19 protein-coding genes are annotated in these 20003 nt (G+C 53.1%); 3 read left to right on the top strand and 16 right to left on the bottom strand.

Features of this window, described 5'->3' with window-relative positions; genetic code table 11:
* Window positions 1-7: 7 nt before the first annotated feature.
* Window positions 8-1402, top strand: coding sequence for a sigma-54 dependent transcriptional regulator (locus AS19_RS02450; RefSeq protein ID WP_046961666.1), 1395 nt, complete (start codon window positions 8-10; stop codon window positions 1400-1402).
* On the opposite strand, the gene AS19_RS02445 is transcribed toward AS19_RS02450, so the two are convergent.
* Window positions 1342-2457, bottom strand: a complete 1116-nt coding sequence (locus AS19_RS02445) for an FAD-binding oxidoreductase (protein WP_046961665.1) — start codon at window positions 2455-2457, stop codon at window positions 1342-1344. The two genes, AS19_RS02450 and AS19_RS02445, sit on opposite strands and share 61 nt — an antisense overlap.
* A 102-nt stretch (window positions 2458-2559) precedes the next feature.
* Between AS19_RS02445 and AS19_RS02440 the strand changes: the two genes are divergently transcribed.
* Window positions 2560-3075, top strand: coding sequence for a GspH/FimT family pseudopilin (locus AS19_RS02440; RefSeq protein WP_041704821.1), 516 nt, complete (start codon window positions 2560-2562; stop codon window positions 3073-3075).
* On the opposite strand, the gene AS19_RS02435 is transcribed toward AS19_RS02440, so the two are convergent.
* The 12 genes from AS19_RS02435 to murJ form a co-directional block, all read right to left on the bottom strand.
* Window positions 3072-3521, bottom strand: coding sequence for a type IV pilin protein (locus tag AS19_RS02435; protein ID WP_011587754.1), 450 nt, complete (start codon window positions 3519-3521; stop codon window positions 3072-3074). The two genes, AS19_RS02440 and AS19_RS02435, sit on opposite strands and share 4 nt — an antisense overlap.
* A gap of 19 nt (window positions 3522-3540) precedes the next feature.
* Window positions 3541-6570 carry a PilC/PilY family type IV pilus protein gene (locus AS19_RS02430; protein WP_011587753.1) on the bottom strand — a complete coding sequence of 1010 codons (3030 nt, stop codon included), beginning with the start codon at window positions 6568-6570 and terminating at the stop codon, window positions 3541-3543.
* A gap of 9 nt (window positions 6571-6579) precedes the next feature.
* The gene (locus AS19_RS02425) at window positions 6580-7119 is read right to left on the bottom strand and encodes a PilX N-terminal domain-containing pilus assembly protein (RefSeq protein WP_035459259.1); all 540 of its coding nucleotides are present in this window, start codon (window positions 7117-7119) and stop codon (window positions 6580-6582) included.
* Complete coding sequence (locus AS19_RS02420) at window positions 7116-7844, bottom strand: PilW family protein (protein WP_041704818.1); 729 nt, start codon at window positions 7842-7844, stop codon at window positions 7116-7118. The genes AS19_RS02425 and AS19_RS02420 overlap by 4 nt, the downstream gene beginning before the upstream one ends.
* On the bottom strand, window positions 7841-8359 hold the full coding sequence (gene pilV / locus AS19_RS02415; RefSeq protein WP_011587750.1) for a type IV pilus modification protein PilV: 519 nt from the start codon (window positions 8357-8359) through the stop codon (window positions 7841-7843). Before pilV ends, AS19_RS02420 begins: the two co-directional genes overlap by 4 nt.
* Window positions 8359-8847, bottom strand: coding sequence for a GspH/FimT family pseudopilin (locus AS19_RS02410; RefSeq protein WP_011587749.1), 489 nt, complete (start codon window positions 8845-8847; stop codon window positions 8359-8361). Before AS19_RS02410 ends, pilV begins: the two co-directional genes overlap by 1 nt.
* Before the next feature lie 255 nt (window positions 8848-9102).
* Window positions 9103-10038: a 4-hydroxy-3-methylbut-2-enyl diphosphate reductase gene (gene ispH / locus AS19_RS02405; RefSeq protein WP_011587748.1), complete on the bottom strand. Its 936-nt coding sequence runs from the start codon at window positions 10036-10038 to the stop codon at window positions 9103-9105.
* A 125-nt stretch (window positions 10039-10163) separates the two neighbouring features.
* On the bottom strand, window positions 10164-10634 hold the full coding sequence (fkpB, locus tag AS19_RS02400; RefSeq protein WP_011587747.1) for an FKBP-type peptidyl-prolyl cis-trans isomerase: 471 nt from the start codon (window positions 10632-10634) through the stop codon (window positions 10164-10166).
* Window positions 10627-11172, bottom strand: coding sequence for a signal peptidase II (gene lspA / locus AS19_RS02395; protein WP_144412618.1), 546 nt, complete (start codon window positions 11170-11172; stop codon window positions 10627-10629). Before lspA ends, fkpB begins: the two co-directional genes overlap by 8 nt.
* Window positions 11165-13978, bottom strand: a complete 2814-nt coding sequence (gene ileS, locus AS19_RS02390; RefSeq protein WP_011587745.1) for an isoleucine--tRNA ligase — start codon at window positions 13976-13978, stop codon at window positions 11165-11167. The genes lspA and ileS overlap by 8 nt, the downstream gene beginning before the upstream one ends.
* Before the next feature lie 11 nt (window positions 13979-13989).
* Window positions 13990-14967 (bottom strand): bifunctional riboflavin kinase/FAD synthetase, encoded by a 978-nt coding sequence (gene ribF, locus AS19_RS02385; protein ID WP_011587744.1) that lies wholly within the window; start codon window positions 14965-14967, stop codon window positions 13990-13992.
* Between the two features lie 83 nt (window positions 14968-15050).
* On the bottom strand, window positions 15051-16616 hold the full coding sequence (gene murJ, locus AS19_RS02380; protein WP_011587743.1) for a murein biosynthesis integral membrane protein MurJ: 1566 nt from the start codon (window positions 16614-16616) through the stop codon (window positions 15051-15053).
* A 247-nt stretch (window positions 16617-16863) separates the two neighbouring features.
* Between murJ and rpsT the strand changes: the two genes are divergently transcribed.
* Window positions 16864-17130, top strand: a complete 267-nt coding sequence (rpsT, locus tag AS19_RS02375) for a 30S ribosomal protein S20 (protein ID WP_011587742.1) — start codon at window positions 16864-16866, stop codon at window positions 17128-17130.
* Between the two features lie 109 nt (window positions 17131-17239).
* Here the strand turns inward: rpsT and proB are convergent, their stop codons facing one another.
* The 3 genes from proB to rpmA all read right to left on the bottom strand — a co-directional run bounded on the left by proB (window position 17240) and on the right by rpmA (window position 20000).
* Window positions 17240-18370: a glutamate 5-kinase gene (gene proB / locus AS19_RS02370; RefSeq protein WP_011587741.1), complete on the bottom strand. Its 1131-nt coding sequence runs from the start codon at window positions 18368-18370 to the stop codon at window positions 17240-17242.
* Between the two features lie 67 nt (window positions 18371-18437).
* Window positions 18438-19613 carry an Obg family GTPase CgtA gene (gene cgtA, locus AS19_RS02365; protein ID WP_011587740.1) on the bottom strand — a complete coding sequence of 392 codons (1176 nt, stop codon included), beginning with the start codon at window positions 19611-19613 and terminating at the stop codon, window positions 18438-18440.
* 126 nt (window positions 19614-19739) lie between these two features.
* The gene (gene rpmA / locus AS19_RS02360; RefSeq protein ID WP_011587739.1) at window positions 19740-20000 is read right to left on the bottom strand and encodes a 50S ribosomal protein L27; all 261 of its coding nucleotides are present in this window, start codon (window positions 19998-20000) and stop codon (window positions 19740-19742) included.
* Between the last annotated feature and the right edge of the window lie 3 nt (window positions 20001-20003).

Here is a 20003-nt window from a genome sequence, read left to right as displayed (position 1 = left end):
ATCGCTTATGAGTGCAGAAGCCCCCCACGTATTGGTTGTTGACGATGAAGCTGACCTGCGCGAACTGCTGGTCATCACGCTCGGCCGCATGAAACTTCAGGCCACCGCCGCCGACTCTCTGTCCACTGCCAAACAGCGCCTTAAAGAGGCACACTACGATCTCTGCCTGACAGATATGAACCTGGGGGATGGTACCGGCCTAGAGCTTCTCCAATTCATTTCACAATATTGTCCGACTATGCCCACTGCCGTAATAACCGCCTACGGCAGCATGAAAACCGCCACCGATGCGATGAAATATGGCGCCTATGATTTTATTGCCAAGCCTGTCGCTCTTGACCGATTAAGGCAGTTAATTGAAGACGGGCTGGGCATCAACGAAGTCGAAGAACACCATGAAGAAGAAGATAATCTGATTGGTGACGCGCCCAGCATGGTCGCGCTAAAAAGCCAGGTTCGAAAGTTGGCGCGCAGCCAAGCGCCTATTTATATAAGTGGCGAATCAGGAAGCGGTAAAGAGCGTATCGCACGATTAATTCACACGTTAGGACCGCGCCGGGAAAAACCGTTTGTGGCAGTAAACTGCGGCGCCATACCGTCTGAACTAATGGAAAGTGAATTTTTTGGCCATCGCAAAGGCGCATTTACCGGCGCGGTGGAAGACCGAAAGGGACTGTTCCGCGAAGCTGATGGCGGCACCTTATTTCTCGATGAAGTGGCCGACCTTCCCTTACATATGCAGGTCAAACTGCTACGAGCCATTCAGGAAAAATCCGTTCGACCGGTAGGCGAAGCCAAGGAATTCCAAGTCAATCTACGGATTCTCTGCGCCACCCACAAGAACCTGGAAGACGAAATGGAAGAGGGGCGTTTTCGTCAGGATCTTTTCTATCGGCTTAATGTTATCGAGGCTCACGTTCCGCCGTTACGCGAGCGACGTGAAGATATTCCAAAGCTGGTTCGGCATATTCTCGACCGGCTCAGCCAAGCCTGGGAAATTCCGCCGCCCAGCGTTAGCTCTGACGCGGTGAATGCCATTGGCAACTACGCGTTTCCCGGCAATGTCAGGGAGTTGGAAAACACCCTGGAGCGGGCGCTAACATTGTGTGACGGCAACACTATTCTCCCCGAACACCTGCGCCTACCATCAAACCGTTCTGGGCTGGCCTCAAACCGTTCTAGCACTTCAACCTCGCCCCCCCCCATAAGACCCAGCGAACAGCCCCTGGAAGAGTTTCTTCAGGAAATCGAAAAACAGGAAATACTCAAGGCTCTGGATACAACTCACTGGAATCGTACCGCCGCCGCAAAAAAACTCGGCATGACCTTCCGCTCTTTGCGCTACCGATTGAAAAAGCTGGAGCTGGACCGTGATGACGACGAAACAGACGATAACGAATAAGGCTCGGGATCAACAAAGGTTTGCTCGCCAGTAATCAACTGGGCGAGCAACTCCGCACTGGCCGGCGCCGCCACCAGCCCGTTTCGATAATGGCCAACAGCCGCAAACACCCCATTGGTTCCTGGTACCGAACCAATAAACGGAATATCACGCTCACAGCCCGGTCGCACCCCTGCCCAATGAAAGGCTGGCGAACAGGATGCCAGCTCCGGCCATAATCTCGCCGCCAACCGCTCTAACTGATAACGCCCAGCTACGGTAGGGTATGTCGTATTATCGCCTCGCCTCAGCGTTGACCCCACCAGCACGGAGCCATCGTGCCGCGGAATCAGATATCCTCGCTCAGTCAACATAACCGCAGGCACCTGACCGGGCTGCATGTGATACAGCAACATCTCACCTTTTGCAGGAAAAAGCGGCAGTGTAACCCCCATGGAGAGCAAAAGGCCTGGGGCTGCATGCCCAGCACTGATCACAACGGCATCGCTGTGCCAGCGTCGTCCATCAGCAGCCCCAACTTCCCCACCCAGATTCAACGGCCGAACATGGCGAATAATGGCCGACTCAAAGCGCACGCCCAACCGCAGCAAATACGCACGCAACACTCTTAGTACACCCGGATTACGAATATTACCCAGTGACGGAAACAACAGCCCTCCGCCAGCAGCAGATTCTTCCATTTGCTCATGGGCCAAGACCGCTTGTACTGGAATATGCCAGCGTTGTGCCCATTCAAATGCTAGAGCAGCATCCTCTTCTGCCGTTTCAACCCACAAACCACCGCCATGCAACAGTGAGCCACAACCAGGTATACCTGCCGAATCACACTCTTCCAAAACTTTCTGATAACGGGAAAACGCATTTACCGACAAGAGCGTCATAGCATCGCAATAACGCCAAGCATATAAAGGGGAAAGAATGCCGCCACCGGCCCAAGAGGCCGGCGGATATTTATCTGGGGCATCAATGATCGTCACTTTCCTGCCTCGCTTTGTAAGCTCAAGCGCACAAAAAAGACCGATAATTCCACCACCTACAACGAGCACATCAGACATGGCAATATGAGGAAACAGCAGACATTAAGGATGGCAACAATAGCATAACCACCCAGCGCATTCTCCCGTAGGCTTTTATGCATTGCTATGGGAGCCCTAAAGATGGCCCGCCACTATCAACGCCCACAACAATACGGTTTAACGCTGATTGAAATATTGACAAGCATCACTATCATCGGTGTTCTTTCTGTCTGTGCTTCCTATGCGTGGAATGACATCATTCCTCGCTATCAAGTTCGCACAGCCACCATGACATTGCACAGCCTGATAAGACAGGCTCGTGCCGGGGCGATTACCGATGGTAACCGCATGATCTGCGATGGACAAAACGGTTGTAATAAATTCGAGGAAACACAACAAGTTTGGATGGGGTTCGATCGAAACAACGATGGAAATCTGAACGCATCCGAAATCATTGAGCACTACCAGCTCCCAGGGCAAACACGCCTAATCTGGAAACGTTTCAAAGGTAATGCGTTGGTCTTTCACAACAAGGGCAACAGCCATTTCCAAAATGGCAGCTTTTATCTATGCAACCCTGTCGCGGCAAGAAGAATTACCATGAACTGGATTGGCCGCCCTAGAGTGGAGACGGCCAAACCGGAAGACTGCGATTAATGTTCTTTCCAAGAATCGTCCGTGCCAATAGTGCAGCCAGAAACCTTCATACATGTCTGCCCTTCACTATTGATCTTCAACACTTCGGTGCCCGTCATTACGCCCGTTTTCGGCGTCACTGTAATTTCATACTGCTGACTCCCCGTTCCCGTCACGGAGATTGCAGTAGTGAAATAGTCACTATTGGCAAGCACTGGCGATAGAACTGCCAGCTTAGTGTTGGCACCTTTGTAGGAAAAGTTCTTTGCTCGGTACCGCTCAAGTGCACCAGCCAAGGCCATCATCTCACCCTGCGCTTCCGCCTGGCGAGTATCCTGCACATAACGGGTATAACTGGGGTAAGCAATAGAGGCGAGAATCGCCACTATCACCACCACAATCATCAGCTCAATCAGGGTAAAGCCTTGCTGATCACGGCCTTTACACACCGATTTTCCAGACATCATACACAACCTCGTCACTCGCTTAAGGCGCCTTAAATTCATTCGCTTTGGTTTTATCCATCTGATACCAGCGACGTTTTCTTAAGTGCGTATAACCCAAGTCTTCAGCACCAATTACTTCAGTACCCACGACCACATACACATTACCTTCACCATCGGTTACTAGTACTGGCGATGGGGGAGGAGTGGTTTGCTCAAGCTCTTCACTACGACTCGTTGGAACGTTACCGTCATTATTAAAACTGGCCGGCTCTGCCGTTTCAATATTTACCGTGTGTAAAAAAGACTTCCCAAAACTCACAGAACAAGCACTATCATCATCGCCAACGGCCTTCTCTGGTTTATACGTAGTGAAGCGTAAAATATTTTTGAAAACAACCGGCGAAGCCAATGATTTCTCACCCTTCTCAAGCAAGTAATACCACCCCATATCACTTTCTTCCGGCGTACCTGTAGCCACATCAGTAAGCTGCGACAGCATCACATCATCTGGCGCATCCATTGACGTTGATAAGGCGGTCTTGTCCTTTATAACAAAAATGCCATCACTGATATTTTCATCAAGAGGGTGAGAGCGATACCCTGTAGCAACAGCAACATACAAAGTATTCACACCGTTATCATTTAAATAAACAACCGAAGGTGCTTCATAAATACGGCGATTATCTGAGACACTAGAACCACTAACCCTTGCCAAGCGGTGCACTTTCATTTTCTTTCCTCCGGTCTGATCAATATCAACCCGGAATACTTGACCTCCCAGATCACCGAAATATAGATAATCTGCTATTCCATCAAACTCTTTATCAACAACAGCAATACTGCTCGGGATAGACCACTTCATACTCGCAACATTCGTACTGGCACCAGTATCACTGGCCGACCAGATTAATTCTCCTGTGCGGGCATCAACAATGTAGATCGCGTTACCCATCGAATCGCCGTTACCTCTGCTCTTCCCCTGCTTCTTATCATGAGCAGCAGAGTCATACCCTCCACCAAAAACCAGTACAGGCACATTCTCGCCCCCCACAGGAATCTGGGTAAGCGTTGGTGTTGACCACGTTTGCCCTAAATTGGAAAAGTCACCACTACCACCTTTAATCTGCCACATCATCGAAGGGCTACTAATATTACCGACATCCACTGCATAGTAGTCTCGCCCTCCCCGGCGCATTCCACCGTAGAGGAACACATCCGAAGGCTTGGCATCGACGGTATCACCCGGACGACGCCAAGCCACCCAGCTCCCGTCTAGCCCATAGCTTTGTCGTATATTTCTATCCTTAAGCGCTAAGCGTTCCGTTGTGTATTCATTCGCCCTAGAAAAAAATTCGTAAGGCATAAAAGCAAACTTTTCCTCCCCGTTTTTAGCATCGACGGCATGAAGCATGCCGCCATTGTTTGAAACGAAAACAATATTATTGTCACTATCACCTCCATAGTTGACCATTACCGGAACACTATGGAGCGGATCACCCCACATCACCTTCATTTCATCGAGAAGGTTTTCAAGCTCATCATCGTCAGCACCTGAATTGAGGCCAAAGCTTTCCTTTGTTAGATTATTGTTTGCTATATTTTCCCAGTCGATCTTACGGGTATCGCCTCCAGCAGTAGTATAGAAAAGTCGTCGCGACGAAACCTCCTCTCGAGCCCCGCCGATTTTAGCGTCATAGCCATCAACTTCATCACTCCAGAAACTCTGAGAAAACTCCTTAAAGAAACCGGTATCTTGGTCAACTGCTGGTCCGTTCTTACCCTTAATAACACCATCTTCAAGCTGGTAACGTTTCAAATTTCCTTGCCAATAACTATTTTCACTCGGCTCAAATACGGAATAATAGAGTTGATCTAGATGCTGAAATCGGTCCATCTGGTTAATTGCAACACCTGGAGCCGCAATAGAGCGAGATTCTTTTTCGATCAGATCAAAAATATCAAGGAACGCACTAGCAAGTGACTCCGCATCAGAGGCGGTATAGGTGCCATCAGCCCCATCGGAGGACACTGTTTCCATATCTGCTCGATTGTCCTCCATGTGCAAGCCTACGTTGTAGGTCTTTATTTCGAAATCGCGATCAAGATAATCAGAGATAGCACGCTGACAATCATAGGATGAACCGCCGCCACAGGGGAGATTCACATCATTAGCCTCTCCGTCTGTAAACAGAACAATATGATTACTCTCACATTCATTGGCAGTGTTTCTTGGTGAAACATAGTTGCCATTATCCACGATCTTTTTTTCGTCAACACAGATCTCTGTGGTTTCACACTCCTGCTCTTGGCCCACTATCTGATAGCGCTGGTAAACGTATTCTTGACAAAACACAAGCCACCGACTCACGCACTCCCGGCGACATGTAGACGAACTAGTATTACATGAATCGTTAGCCGGCAAATCCATCCACCCATAGACATTAACATTACTGCATGTCTGGTTTTCTTCGTATTCGAGGCAAACTTCACTAGTGTTGTCATCATTAGAACTATCGCCGTAGGAAGTATAGCTTTGAGGGGAACTTCCAATCATGTAACGCCCCATCTCCCAGTAGGCTTCAGCGGTAGGCGTACTACCGTAAGGGGCTCCATCGCTAGGACCGCTTGGAGAGCCCCCTGCAGAATTCAGGGAAGAAACCGTATCCTTGAAGACTCTTTTAGTTTTTTCATCAATATCGGTTACCGGCAGAAGAACATGAGCTCCGCAAGTATTACGCCCGCTATTACAGTTATAGCCGGCATTAAATCGACCCAGTCCCATCTTTACATCTCCAGGAACGGAGTCGATCAATACATGCATTGCATCTTCCAGCATGTTGATGCGTCGCTCTTCAACATCACTGCACCAAGCAACATTGGCCTCGCTATTTTTACAAAAACGCATACTGCCAGAGGTATCCAAAAGAACCATTACATTGGCAGAAGGCTTATTCTCGCTCCCACCTGCAGCAGCCTGAGAATAATAAATCTCAGTGTCATCTGCATGAATTGCAACAGGAGCCATAAACACCATAAGCACCAGTAGATAAACCTTTTTTGAATAGCTCATTGTCCCCTCCTATTCAATTTCGGATCCTGGTTTTATACCCCGCTTCAAGGCCTCCTGAAGGTGGTGATTATCCAGGTTAAAACTACTCATTTCGCTCTCGCCTAACATCGCGATCTTATAATCTACAAAAATAGCCCCTCCACCCGTGGTGCTAATTTGCGATCCAGGCACAGGGTCATAGCCATTCAATTTTGAAAACGACTGAGCAACAATCAGCCCCCTAGAATCCAAGGCATCACCTTGACTGCAGGCCCCTTCTTTTGTGGTGTCTTCCTCCGTTACACAGCGGATGAGTAACTCGCCACCCGCCAACTTCGTATAGAGATCCGCACCCGACATGTTATTCAGTTCTTTATATGCTTCCGCCAAGGTGGTTTCTGCAGCCTCAAAAGTCATTGCATCTGCCTGGGTCCCCGTTGCAACCTTTGCTGAAAATACACTGGATTTCATAGCCGACACACCAAGTAAGGACACCACCACTAGAATCAACAGCGCAACGACCAGGGCTGCCCCCTGCTGACGTTTCCAGATAATCATATTGGTAGTCATACGGCATCCCACTTGTAATTACGCATTTTGACCGTCGACATAAAAATACGGCGAATAGAGCGATCTTCCGGTTCGCTCACTGTCTTAGTCAGCACATAGAACTTTCGGCTCCCATCACTTTGCGGTAAAGAGTTACTTTCTTCTTTAAGTAGGAGAGAAAAGCGAACAGCAACAACCGGAAAGCTGCCCTGATTCCCAGCTTCAACATAACGACTTACATTAGCGTAACCATCCTGATTCTCATCAATACCGTAGAGCAACTCAAAGGCCTCCACGCCATCTAATAGCACGACCCCATTGCCGCCAGTCAAGTTACCTTTACAGATAAGCTTCCCATCATTATTCACGAAGTAGGTATTCACTACTTCACTCAATATCGTTACTGCTGAACCTTCACAATCGGACATTCCATGGTAAGCCAACGTCAACCGATCATAATCGTTACCGTTTGCCGAGCCAGGAACGGTCCCTACCGTGGCGAAGCGAATCCCTTTCTCATCAGTTAACGCCGTAACACCGTCCATTTCCAAACCGGCTCTTCGCAAATCCTCCCTAAGATAACGAACGAAAAGCTGGCCATCTTCCTGGACCCGAGACAACGTTTGCTGCAAAGCAAAGGATTGTTGATTTGCAAGAAAAAGCTGCAAGGCCGCACCGGTGATAAGCAAACCGAGAAGCATCGCCACCATTAATTCGACAAGACTAAAACCTTTGCTTTTTTTCATCGCGCTACCTCCAGCACCACGCAAGAAGTACCTATACCTGTGTTAACGCCATCATTCGTCATGCAGTCATTAGGCTCATCATCGTTCCAGCTAACAACCACACAACTAATCCCGGTAGCATGCTGACATTCGTCAACCGCAATCATTCCCGCAGGCAACTGATTCGCCGCCTGCCACGCAAGCATGCTGATATCCCACGAGGCAAGATCATTCGCATTACAGGAGCTGGTAATACAATCATTCAGCACATCCGGCTTTTCCCCAGGGGGCGTACTCTCATCTGGCCATTGATCTACATCAGTGTAAGAAGCCATTGCGGTTTCATTGGCAAGAAAACGCTCAAGAGCATCCTGTCCGAGTAAAGTGGCTTGTGCTCGGTTGTTAGCATCCTCCGAGGCTTTCAGCGCGGTAAGCTGCATTCCCGCATAGCCAAGCACTCCAATTGCTAGCACTAACAAGGCAATCATCACCTCGATAAGCCCCACACCACGTTGTTGTTTTCCCGTGATCATCATCAGCTACAGCTCTTCACTTCGTTGGTGACCTTGCCAAAGGGCGAAACAGTAATTGCTCTTCCTTCCTCTGCACTACGGTCATCGCATAAAGAAAATTTAGCCTCACCCGCGTTCGACAAACCATTACTACGAAATTCAATTTTGCTCAGCCCGGTCTCGGAAATAATTTTACTGCTGCCTGTCGGCAAGAACTCCTGGTCATCCTCTGTGAGAACCGATGCGGGGTAATCAATTACCCAGCCCCCCCCCCAGTCCGAGCCTGAAATCGGCTTAAGCGTTACAGTTACTCTCAAATTGATCGCCTGAATGCGGGCAGTATTAATCGCAGTAATAAAGTCAGCCGCCGTAGAGCGCAGAGCGTTTCTTTTCTGGAAGTCATTAAACGCTGGTACGGCAACCACCAAAAGAATGCCCGCCACAGCAATCCCGATCATCAATTCGATGATGGTAAAGCCTGTCTGGGCGTGGCTTTTTGATGCTGTTTTCATCCCTGCCCCGGTCTATTGATCTTATTCGGACTATCACGATAGCAAGACCCGATCTGCCTTCAATTGAATGAAGACCAGTGGCCCCTTGCTGCCACTGAACGGTATAAGCCGCTGAAAAACAATGACTTTTGGCACTTTTCGCGTGAAAAACATCACACTTCAAGCGTAGACTGAAGCAAATTTTTGCTTATTGCTTATATTGAAGCGCTAAGAGATAAAGCCGAGGAGTTAACGGTACTAAAGGCAGGACAAGCGCTACGGGCGTAGCGCCTTGGGCATGGAGAAGCGGATATTTTCTTCGCGGCCGGGGATTTCTTCGGCATCCTCACCGCCTAGGTTTTTCAGGGTAGCGATAACCTGTTGTACTAGATCTTCAGGCGCACTAGCTCCGGCGGTGACGCCGACGGCGGCTTTGCCTTTCAGCCAGCTCGCTTCAATTTGGGACGGCTCATCAATCAGATAAGCCTCCGCACCACAGCGCTCGGCCAGCTCACGCAGGCGGTTGGAATTAGAGCTATTCACCGAACCAACCACCAACACCAGGCCGCATTCCAGCGCCAACTGCCGCACGGCATCCTGCCGGTTCGTCGTTGCGTAACAAATATCTTCGCGTTTGGGGCCGATAATGGCCGGGAACCGCTGGCGCAGAGCATCAATGACCCGGGCAGTATCGTCCACACTCAGTGTGGTTTGGGTCACGAAAGCCAATTTGCTTTCATCTCGCACCGTCAGGGCCACCACATCAGCTTCGTCTTCCACCAGATAGATATCACCGCCATAGGATTTATCATACTGCCCCATGGTGCCTTCCACTTCTGGGTGACCGGCATGGCCTATCAGGATGCTTTCGCGTCCCTCGCGGGCATAACGGATGACTTCCATATGCACCTTAGTGACCAGAGGGCAAGTGGCATCGAAAACCTGCAGCTGACGACGCTTGGCCTCTTCCTGCACCGCTTTGGAGACACCGTGGGCACTGAAAATGACAATGGCATCGTCCGGCACTTCGTGCAGCTCTTCCACGAACACAGCGCCGCGCTGGCGTAAATCCTCCACCACATAGCGGTTATGCACCACTTCGTGACGAACATGGATCGGCGGCCCAAACACTTCCAAGGCGCGATTGACGATGTCGATGGCACGATCCACGCCAGCACAGAAACCGCGGGGATTAGCGAGACGAATTTGCATAATTCAACTGATGGTTGACTGTGGATAATGGGCAGCGGAAAACCAGAATCATTCCGCCGGCCCGTTGTTTGTCCGCCTAACCATGAACGTTCCTCTTTTCACCGCCGGCTGTCCACCGGCAACGGTCAATTGAGCGTCACAGGCTGCTCGGGAGCATGGCGTTCAATACTAATGATTTCCACCTCGAAGGTGAGATCGCGGCCTGCCAAAGGGTGATTGAAATCCACCGTGACCCACTCCTCATCGACCTTACCGATGACGCCTGGCAATTCAGCGCCGCCCGCATCGGCAAAACTCAGCACCATACCCGGCTCAAGAGAGTCGTGCTCGGCAAAGGTGTCACGGGTGAAATGTTGCACATTCTGCTCGTTGTACTCACCGAAGGCCTTGGCCGCCTCAAGAAAAACACTGCGGCGATCGCCAGCTTTAAGCCCACGAATGGCATTTTCAAAACCCGGCAGCAGAGATTCATCTCCCCATACAAAAGAAGCAGGCTCGCCATCAAAGGTAGAATCCAGATCCGTGCCATCCATCAGACGCACGGCAAAATGCAGCGTAATCCGGGTTTCCGGGCCTACGCGAAGCAACTCACTCATTATTTTTACGCTCTCTTTTCGCTGACAGCAGCATTTCCAGCAGGATCAATGCGGCCCCAAGGGTAATGGCGGTGTCGGCAATATTGAAAGCGGGAAAATGATAATCGCCCCAGTAGAAGTCTAGAAAGTCGACCACATGCCCCAACACCAACCGATCGTAAAAATTGCCCAACGCACCGGCCAGAATCAGCGACAGCGCCACCCCTTGCAGCTTTTCCGCAGCCGTAAGCCGGGCCAGCCAGATCAAAATCATCACCGAGGCGCCCACCGCTATGGCAGTAAAGAACCAGCGCTGCCAGCCGCCTGCATCGGCCAGAAAGCTGAATGCGGCGCCGCTGTTATAGGCCAGGGTTAAATTAAAATGCGGAAACACTTCCAGCCGCTCATACAGGGTAAACACCGCCACCACTTCATGCTTGGTCCACTGATCCAGCACGATAATCAGCGTCGTCAGCCACAACCAGGACAGCTGACCGGGTAGCCATTTCTTGGCACTGCCTGGCATCTGGCGCCCGACGTCCGACTTGTGATCAGGCATAGTGTCGAACCTCGCCGTCACCCTCTACATTGGTAATGCAGCGCCCGCACAACTCAGGGTGCTCAGCGTGGCTCCCCACATCCGGCTGGTGATGCCAACAACGGGCGCACTTGGCGTGATCCGAAGCCAACACCTGCACTTTCAATCCCGCTACAGACGTGTCTTCCAGCTCCGCCGGTGCCTCTGCCAATGGCTTGAGTACTGCCGCGGAGGTAATAGTGACAAAGCGCAGCTCATCGCCAAGACGCTGCAACAATGCGTTCTGCTCCGCATCAACAAACAACACCACTTCGGCGCTCAGGCTACCCTTGATCAACTTGGCGGCACGGGCCCCTTCAATGGCCTTGTTCACCGCCTGCTTGGCGTCCTGCACTTTGTCCCAGAACGCCCGACCCATATCGGCATTGTCGGCCAGCGCAAACAGGCCGTCGTACCACTCTGCCAGGAATACGGAATCCAGCCGCTCACCGGGCAGGTTCTCGTAGATTTCCTCAGCAGTGAAGCTGAGCACCGGCGCCATCCAGCGCACCAGCGCTTGAGCAATATGGTACAAGGCGGTCTGGCAGGAACGCCGCGCCACGGAATCCGCTTGGGTGGTGTATTGGCGATCCTTGATGATATCCAGGTAAAAACCGCCCAGGTCCAGTGCGCAGAAGTTATGCAGCTTCTGATAGACCTGATGGAAATGATAACCGTCGTACAGGTCCTGAATCTCAGCCTGCACTTGCAGTGCACGATCCACAATATAGCGGTCCAGCGCCAGCATTTGTTCTGGCTGCAGAGCATCCGTAGCGGGCTCGAAACCACTCAGGTTGGACAACAGGAAACGGCTGGTATTACGAATACGGCGATAGCTGTCGCCCATTTGCTTGAGAATATCCTTGGAAACGGACATCTCACCACGGTAGTCAGTGGCGCACACCCAAAGACGCAGAATATCCGCACCCAGGTCGTTCCAGACTTCCTGTGGCGCGATCACGTTGCCGACGGACTTGGACATCTTGCGGCCGTGCTCGTCCACGGTAAAACCATGGGTCAACACCGTACTATAAGGAGCGGCATCACGAATCGCCAAGCTGGTTAGCAAAGACGACTGAAACCAGCCGCGATGCTGATCCGAACCTTCCAGATACAGGTCCGCCGGGGCGCGCAGCTGTTCACGCTGATCCAACACGCAATAATGAGTCACACCAGAATCGAACCATACGTCCAGCGTATCGGTGACCTTGCTGTACTGATCCGCTTCATCACCCAACAGCTCCGCCGGGTCCAGATCAAACCAGGCATCAACCCCCGCCTTCTCCACCCGCTGCGCTACCTGTTCGATCAAGGCAGGGGTTTGTGGATGCAGTTCGCTGGTTTCCTTATTCACGAACAAAGCAATAGGCACACCCCAGGTCCGCTGACGGGAAATACACCAGTCTGGACGATCGGTTAGCATGCCTTCGATACGCGCCTTACCCCACTCAGGCAGCCACTGCACCTTATCAATTTCCTGGCGAGCACGGGGCAACAGCCCCGCTTGATCCATGGATACAAACCACTGGGCTGTCGCCCTGAAAATGAGCGGTGTTTTATGGCGCCAGCAATGCGGGTAGCTGTGTTCAATTTTGGCCAGCTTGACCAAGTTACCGCTGTCTTTCAGGGCCTCAATCACCGGCTCGTTGGCCTTGCTCACATGCAGGCCACCTACCACGGGCAGGTCCTCACGGAACAGGCCGTTATCCAGCACCGGGCTAATCGGGTCTAGATCGTATTGCTTACCCACCATAAAATCGTCGACACCATGGCCCGGCGCCGTATGCACCAAGCCGGTACCGGCATCGGTGGTCACATGTTCACCGAATACCACCGGTACCTGCGCCTCGAGAAACGGGTGCTGCAGGGCCAGCATTTCCAGCTTGCTACCGGCAACCGCCGCCGAACGGGTTACATTCTCCAACCCCCAGCGCGTTACCAAATCATCCGCCAGCGCCTCGGCCACCAACAGTTCACGGGCCACACCGGACAACTCGCCAGACAACAACACATAATCCAGCTCAGGATGCACCGCCACCGCCCGGTTGGCCGGCAAAGTCCAGGGAGTCGTGGTCCAGATCACCAACGCCGGGGCGCTGGCCTCAATGCCCGAACGGGCAACAAAGTCCGCCACATCCACCACCGGAAACGCCACATCAATGGCCGGGGAGATTTTGTCCTCGTATTCAACTTCGGCTTCCGCCAGCGCAGAGCCGCAATCCAGACACCAGTGCACGGGTTTGAAGCCCTGCTGCAGGTGACCGTTATCCACAATCTTGCCCAGCGAGCGAATAATGTTCGCCTCGAAAGTAAAGTCCATGGTCAAGTAGGGGTTATCCCAGTCACCCAACACGCCCAGGCGCATAAAGTCAGACTTCTGCCCCGCCACCTGTTTGCTAGCGTATTCACGGCATTTCTTGCGGAAAGTCCCTGCATCGACTTTATGCCCGGCCTTACCCACCTTTTTTTCTACCATTAGCTCAATGGGCAGACCATGGCAGTCCCAACCGGGTACATAGGGGGCATCGAAACCCGCCAACGTACGAGACTTGACGATCATATCCTTGAGAATCTTGTTTACCGCATGGCCGATATGAATATCGCCATTGGCGTAAGGAGGGCCGTCATGAAGAATAAACTTGGGTCGGCCGGCAAACGCCTCACGAATCTTTTGGTACAGCTGCTTCTGCTGCCACTCTTTGAGCCGCGCAGGTTCACGCTGGGACAGGCCCGCTTTCATCGGAAAGCCGGTTTGGGGAAGGTTTAGCGTTGCCTTGTAGTCCGTCATGATTCCGCTTATTACACCGTAGGCATATCAAAAAAGGCCCGGACCGCGTTTATGTCCTGCCGGATGGCAGTTTTCAACAAGTCCAGATCCGCGAATTTTTCTTCCGGGCGCACATAATGGCGGAAGGCCACTGTCAGGTGCGCGCCGTACAGGCTATCTTGATGCGAGCACTGAGCATCGCCTGAGCTACCCGCCGGATCACCGTAATCCAGCAGATATACTTCCAAACGATTCTCCGTGCCATTCACCGTGGGACGGGTGCCCATATTGGCGGCCCCGGGCTGGTCGGTAAGCCCTGCGCCAGTAACCGCCACCGCAAAAACACCATGCAAGGGGGACTGTAAACGTTTTAACGCCAGATTCACCGTGGGCAGCCCCAAGGTCCGGCCAATTTTGTCGCCATGGCGTACCCGGCCACTAATAGCAAAAGGTCGCCCCAGCAAGCGCTCCGCTAACGCGAAGTCACCCTCCCTTAGCGCTGCTCGCACCCGGGTGCTGGACACCCGATCACCTTCAATTTCACAGGTGGCGGTATCGGTCACCGCAAAATCAAACTGTTTTCCGGCCTGCTGCAAATAGGAAAAATCACCATCTCGGCCACAACCAAAACGAAAATCATCCCCCACCACCAGATACTCCACCCCCAAACCATCTACTAATAAGCCCTTCACAAAGGCTTGCGCCGTCAGAGAGCGAAAACGCTCATCAAAGCGCAGACACAGCACCTGATCCACACCGGCCTCGCGCAGGGCGATCAACTTGTCGCGCAGCGACATCAGCCGCGGCGGCGCTGTCTGGGGGGAAAAAAACTCCTGGGGTTGCGGCTCGAATAACATCACGGTGGCTTTCAGGCCACGGCCACGGGCCTCTGCGATAACCTGATCCAGAATGCGCTGATGGCCCTGATGCACCCCATCGAAATTGCCGATGGTAGCCACACAGCCGCGATGCGTATCGCGCAGATTGTGAATGCCGCGAATCAGTCGCATCTCACCCTCATATCAAAAGACGCCCGATTATACAGAGTTGGGCAGGCCCACGACACACGCCCGAGCGCCACAATGCGAAATCACTAACGGCGCAAGTGCCGCACCCGCAAACCTAACACCACCAGTGACGACAAATAAATGGCCACGCCCGCAGCCACTATCAATGACAGCCAGCCGACTCGAGGCCACACTCCGGGCTCATTCCAGGCTGTGGTCTGCAGTGACAGCCAGTAACAAGCCGCCACCATGGACGCCCCGGCCAACAACATCCGCAACCATTGCAACCCCCAACCTGACAACGGCTGGTACACCCCACTACGGCGCAGGCCCAAATATAACAAACCAGCATTCAGCCAAGCCGATAACGCCATGGCCGAGGCCAAGCCAACATGACGCCACTCCCACACCAACAAGGCGCCCAACAGCATGTTAGCCAGCATGGCCAACACCCCGATGCGCACCGGGGTGCGTGTATCTTGGCGCGCATAGAACCCTGGCGCCAAAACCTTGATCAACATGGCGGCGAGCAAACCCGCGCTATACGCACGAAGCGATGCGGCGGTTTTCGTCACATCAAACGCCGAAAACTCACCGTATTGAAACAGGGTAGATAACAATGGCTCGGCCAAAGCAAACAACGCCAAAGCCGCAGGCAAGCCAACCAGCAACACCATCCGAATGGCCCAGTCCAAGGTCCTCGAGAACGCCTCAGCAGAGGCATCCGCATGTTTACTGGATAAGCTGGGCAGAATTACCGTACCAATGGCCACCGCAAAAATCCCTAAAGGCAATTCAATCAAGCGATCCGTGTAGTACAGCCAGGTCACCGATCCCGTTTCCAACATAGAGGCCAGAATCGTATTGACCAAAGAATTAAGCTGATAAACCGATGCCCCGAACAGGGCCGGCGCCATCAGCCTCATGATCTTACGGACACCGGGGTCACTCCAGCCCATGCGCGGGATCGGCATTAGGTTCAGCCGAGCCAAAAATGGCAATTGGAACAAAAGCTGGGCTATCCCGGCAATCAACACTCCCCAAGCCAGCGCCACCGCCATGCGCTCCTCGGCAAAATGTGGCGCCAGAAACAGGGCACAACCGATCAGGCTCAGATTGAGCAACACCGGCGTAAACGCCGGCACCGCAAAACGGTTCCAGCTATTGAGAATGCCACCGGCAAAGGCGGTAAGCGCAATGAAGAACAGGTAAGGAAAGGTGAGGCGCAACATCTCAACCGTCAGCGCCCGTTTTGCCGGATCATCCCCAAAACCCGGGGCGAATATCCAAATAATTCCCGGTGCCGCCAGCACCCCGACCAGGGTTACTAACATCAAAGTGCCGCCTAACGTGCCCGCCACTCGATCTACCAGCAACTTGGTCGCCGCCATACTACCCTTGCTGCGATATTCACTAAGCACAGGCACAAAGGCCTGATTAAAGGCCCCTTCGGCAAACAATCGACGCAGAAAATTAGGAATTTTCAATGCCACAAAAAAAGCATCCGCACCGGCGGAGGCGCCAAGCATTCTGGCGATAACCACATCACGCACCAACCCCAGCACCCGCGACAGCATAGTCATGGTCGCCACCACGGCGGTGGAGGCCAGCAAACCTGCCTTTTTCGGGGGTTGTTCGGGGATATCGGTCATTGTCGCTCCAAGAAACCGGTGAAGGTTAACGAAAGGCCACCCAAACCGCCAGAGAGCCACGTGCCAATCATCATTTCAACAGGCATTCACCATTGACACAGGCCGCCTTGATCGGCATAGTTGCGCGTCTTTAGACCGTGACCCGTGTATTTTTTAGCCACGATGTGGCTTCCGATACCCAGGTCAGCCCTTAGGGGCCAGTGTCACAAACCGAATTTGACCTCGAATTTTAGATAGGAGCAGGACCTTGGCTAACTCACCGCAAGCACGCAAGCGTGCGCGTCAGGCGGAAAATCGCCGTCAGCACAACGCAGCGATGCGCTCCATGGTGCGCACATACCTGAAGAAGGTGAACGCGGCTATTGCGTCCGGCGACCAAGGCAGCGCTCAGGAAGCTTACAACCAAGCGGTGTCTGTGCTGGACAAAGCCACCCGCAAGGGCAAGTTTCACCCAAACAAGGCCGCTCGCCACAAGAGTCGCCTGAACACCAAGATCAAGGCAATGGCAGCCTAAGCCTAAGCCAAAGCCTCTTGGTGTACATAAAAAAACCGGCCCTAAGCCGGTTTTTTTATGTCTGACACTTAAGGGCACCAGACGGCAAAGATTCCAGCTAGCCCCCACATCAAGCGCCCGAAACCCGGCTCCCGGCCTCCATCAACACCAGGTTATCCCGGTGGATCAGCTCTTCCTCGTTCATGAAACCCAGCACACCGGCGATTTCAGCACTTTTCTTACGACAAATCCGGCGCGCATCTGCCGCATCATAATTCACCAGGCCACAGCCAACCCGCTCGCCACGCTCATCTTCACAGGCCACCATTTCGCCACGGGAAAACTGGCCAAACACATCCACCACTCCTACCGGCAACAGGCTAGAGCCACCTTCACGCAAACGCACCACCGCCCCAGCATCCAGCACCAACCGCCCACGCATCTGCAAATGCCCTGCCAACCATTGCTTGCGTGCATTCATTGGCGTGGTATCCGGCAACAGCGTAGTCCCCGGCCCCTGTCCGTCAGCAAGCTCAATCAACACCTCCGGACTACGCCCTGACGCAATCGTTGTAATAGCACCAGAACGGGCCGCCAGCTTTCCAGCTCGTACCTTGGTGGCCATACCTCCGCGCCCCAACAAACCGCCGCCGCCAGCCACACGGACAATGGCCGGGTCCGAGGCACGCGCTTCGCGAATCAGATTAGCATCAGCATTGCTACGCGGGTCTGCATCGAACAACCCCTCCTGATCCGTCAGGATCAACAGCCGATCAGCCTCTACAAGATTGGCCACCAACGCCGCCAACGTGTCGTTATCGCCAAAGCGAATTTCATCGGTAACCACGGTATCGTTTTCGTTTACCACCGGCACCACACCAAAGCCCAGCAAGGTTAGCAGCGTGGAGCGCGCATTGAGATAGCGCTTACGGTCAGAAAGGTCATCATGGGTAAGTAGCACCTGGGCGGTATGCAGCTGGTGCTGCTGAAAACGGGTCTCCCAGGCCTGCACCAGCCCCATCTGCCCTACCGCAGCGGCAGCCTGCAACTCATGCACTGAATCCGGGCGAGCGGACCAACCCAGGCGGGTCATGCCTTCGGCCACTGCCCCGGATGAGACGATCACCACCTCAATGCCCCGCTCACGCAGAGCGACCATGCGATCCACCCAGGTTTGCATGAGCGCACAATCCAAGCCCTTGCCGTCATTGGTCAGCAAGGCACTGCCTATCTTGATTACCCAACGCTGGCGATCCGCCACGCTCACTCCTTATTACCTGAGACAAACATCCGACATTGATTCATTCACGCGCACCAGAACAAGTCCACTAGGGCTCGTAGACAACCTCCACATCATGATCATCATCGTCGTCATTTTGGCGAGCCTGCCGCGCCTCAGCCTTGAGCTCCTGAACCCGCTCCCGCGCCTCCTCTTCCAGGCGGGCTCGCAGGTCCTGCTGGGCGGCAGCATAGGCAGGATCTTCTCGCTCCAGCAGGCGACGGTCCTCAATGGCATTCATTAAAGCGTAAACCAAATCTTCACAGCCGACGCCCGCCGCAGCAGACACCTTGAACACCGGCCCCTGCCAGCCCAACTCATCGACAATAGCATCTACTTGAGCTTGAGCCTCATCATCGGCCAGCAAGTCAATTTTGTTAAACACCAGCCACCGCTCCTGCTCCGCAAGAGCCGGGGAAAAGCGATCCAGCTCATCGGCAATGGCATCAATATGATTGGCGGGGCTAGAGCCATCCATTGGCGCCAAATCCACCACATGGAGCAGCAAGCGGGTACGGGCCAAATGCTTAAGAAAGCGAATCCCCAAGCCGGCTCCCTCAGCCGCCCCCTCAATCAGACCCGGGATATCCGCCACTACAAAACTGCGATAGCGATCGGCTTTCACCACACCAAGATTGGGAATCAACGTTGTAAACGGGTAATCCGCCACTTTTGGCTTGGCCGCAGAAATGGCGCGAATCAAGGTGCTCTTGCCCGCATTGGGCATACCCAACAGCCCCACATCCGCCAACACCTTCAACTCCAGCCGCAAACGTCGGGATTCGCCCGGCTTGCCTTTGGTGGTTTTCCGCGGCGCCTGGTTCACGCTGCTCTTGAAGTGAATATTGCCCAAGCCACCGCGACCCGCCTGGGCCACCATCACCGGCTTATCCGTATCGGTTAGATCCGCCAGCACCTCATCCGTATCCAAGTCCACTACGGTGGTTCCTACCGGCACATACAGAATAATGTCTTCAGCGGACTTACCGGTCATTTGCCGACCCTTTCCCGGCTCACCGTTGCGCGCCTTGAAGATACGATCGTAGCGGTAATCCACCAGGGTGTTGATATTGGTGTCAGCCTGCACGAATACATGCCCACCGGCGCCGCCATCACCGCCATCAGGCCCACCAAACTCCACGTACTTTTCGCGACGAAAACTCAAACAGCCGTCGCCGCCTTTTCCGGCATGGACATCAATAGTGGCTTCATCGACAAATTGCATGGGAAACAGACTCTCAAGGGGATAGATGCCATTTTACGGTAAAGGGCATGAGTTGGAACACGAAAAACACGTACAAAAAAGCCCCGCGGGCGCGAGCCTCACGGGGCTTTTTAGGATCCGTCAGGATCAGGCCACAGGCTCGATTACCACATACTTGCGGTTCAGCGGACCTTTGACTTCAAACTTCACTCGACCGGTTTCTTTGGCAAAGATGGTGTGGTCTTTGCCCATACCAGCGTTTACACCAGCGTGGAATTTAGTGCCACGCTGACGAACAATGATCTCGCCAGCACTAACAACTTGGCCGCCATAACGCTTAACGCCAAGGCGTTTACTTTCCGAATCGCGACCGTTACGAGTACTACCACCGGCTTTTTTATGTGCCATGTC

The organism is Alcanivorax sp. NBRC 101098 (assembly GCF_001010505.1).
GTDB lineage: Bacteria > Pseudomonadota > Gammaproteobacteria > Pseudomonadales > Alcanivoracaceae > Alcanivorax > Alcanivorax borkumensis.
This window is presented reverse-complemented; position numbering and strand designations above follow the sequence as displayed.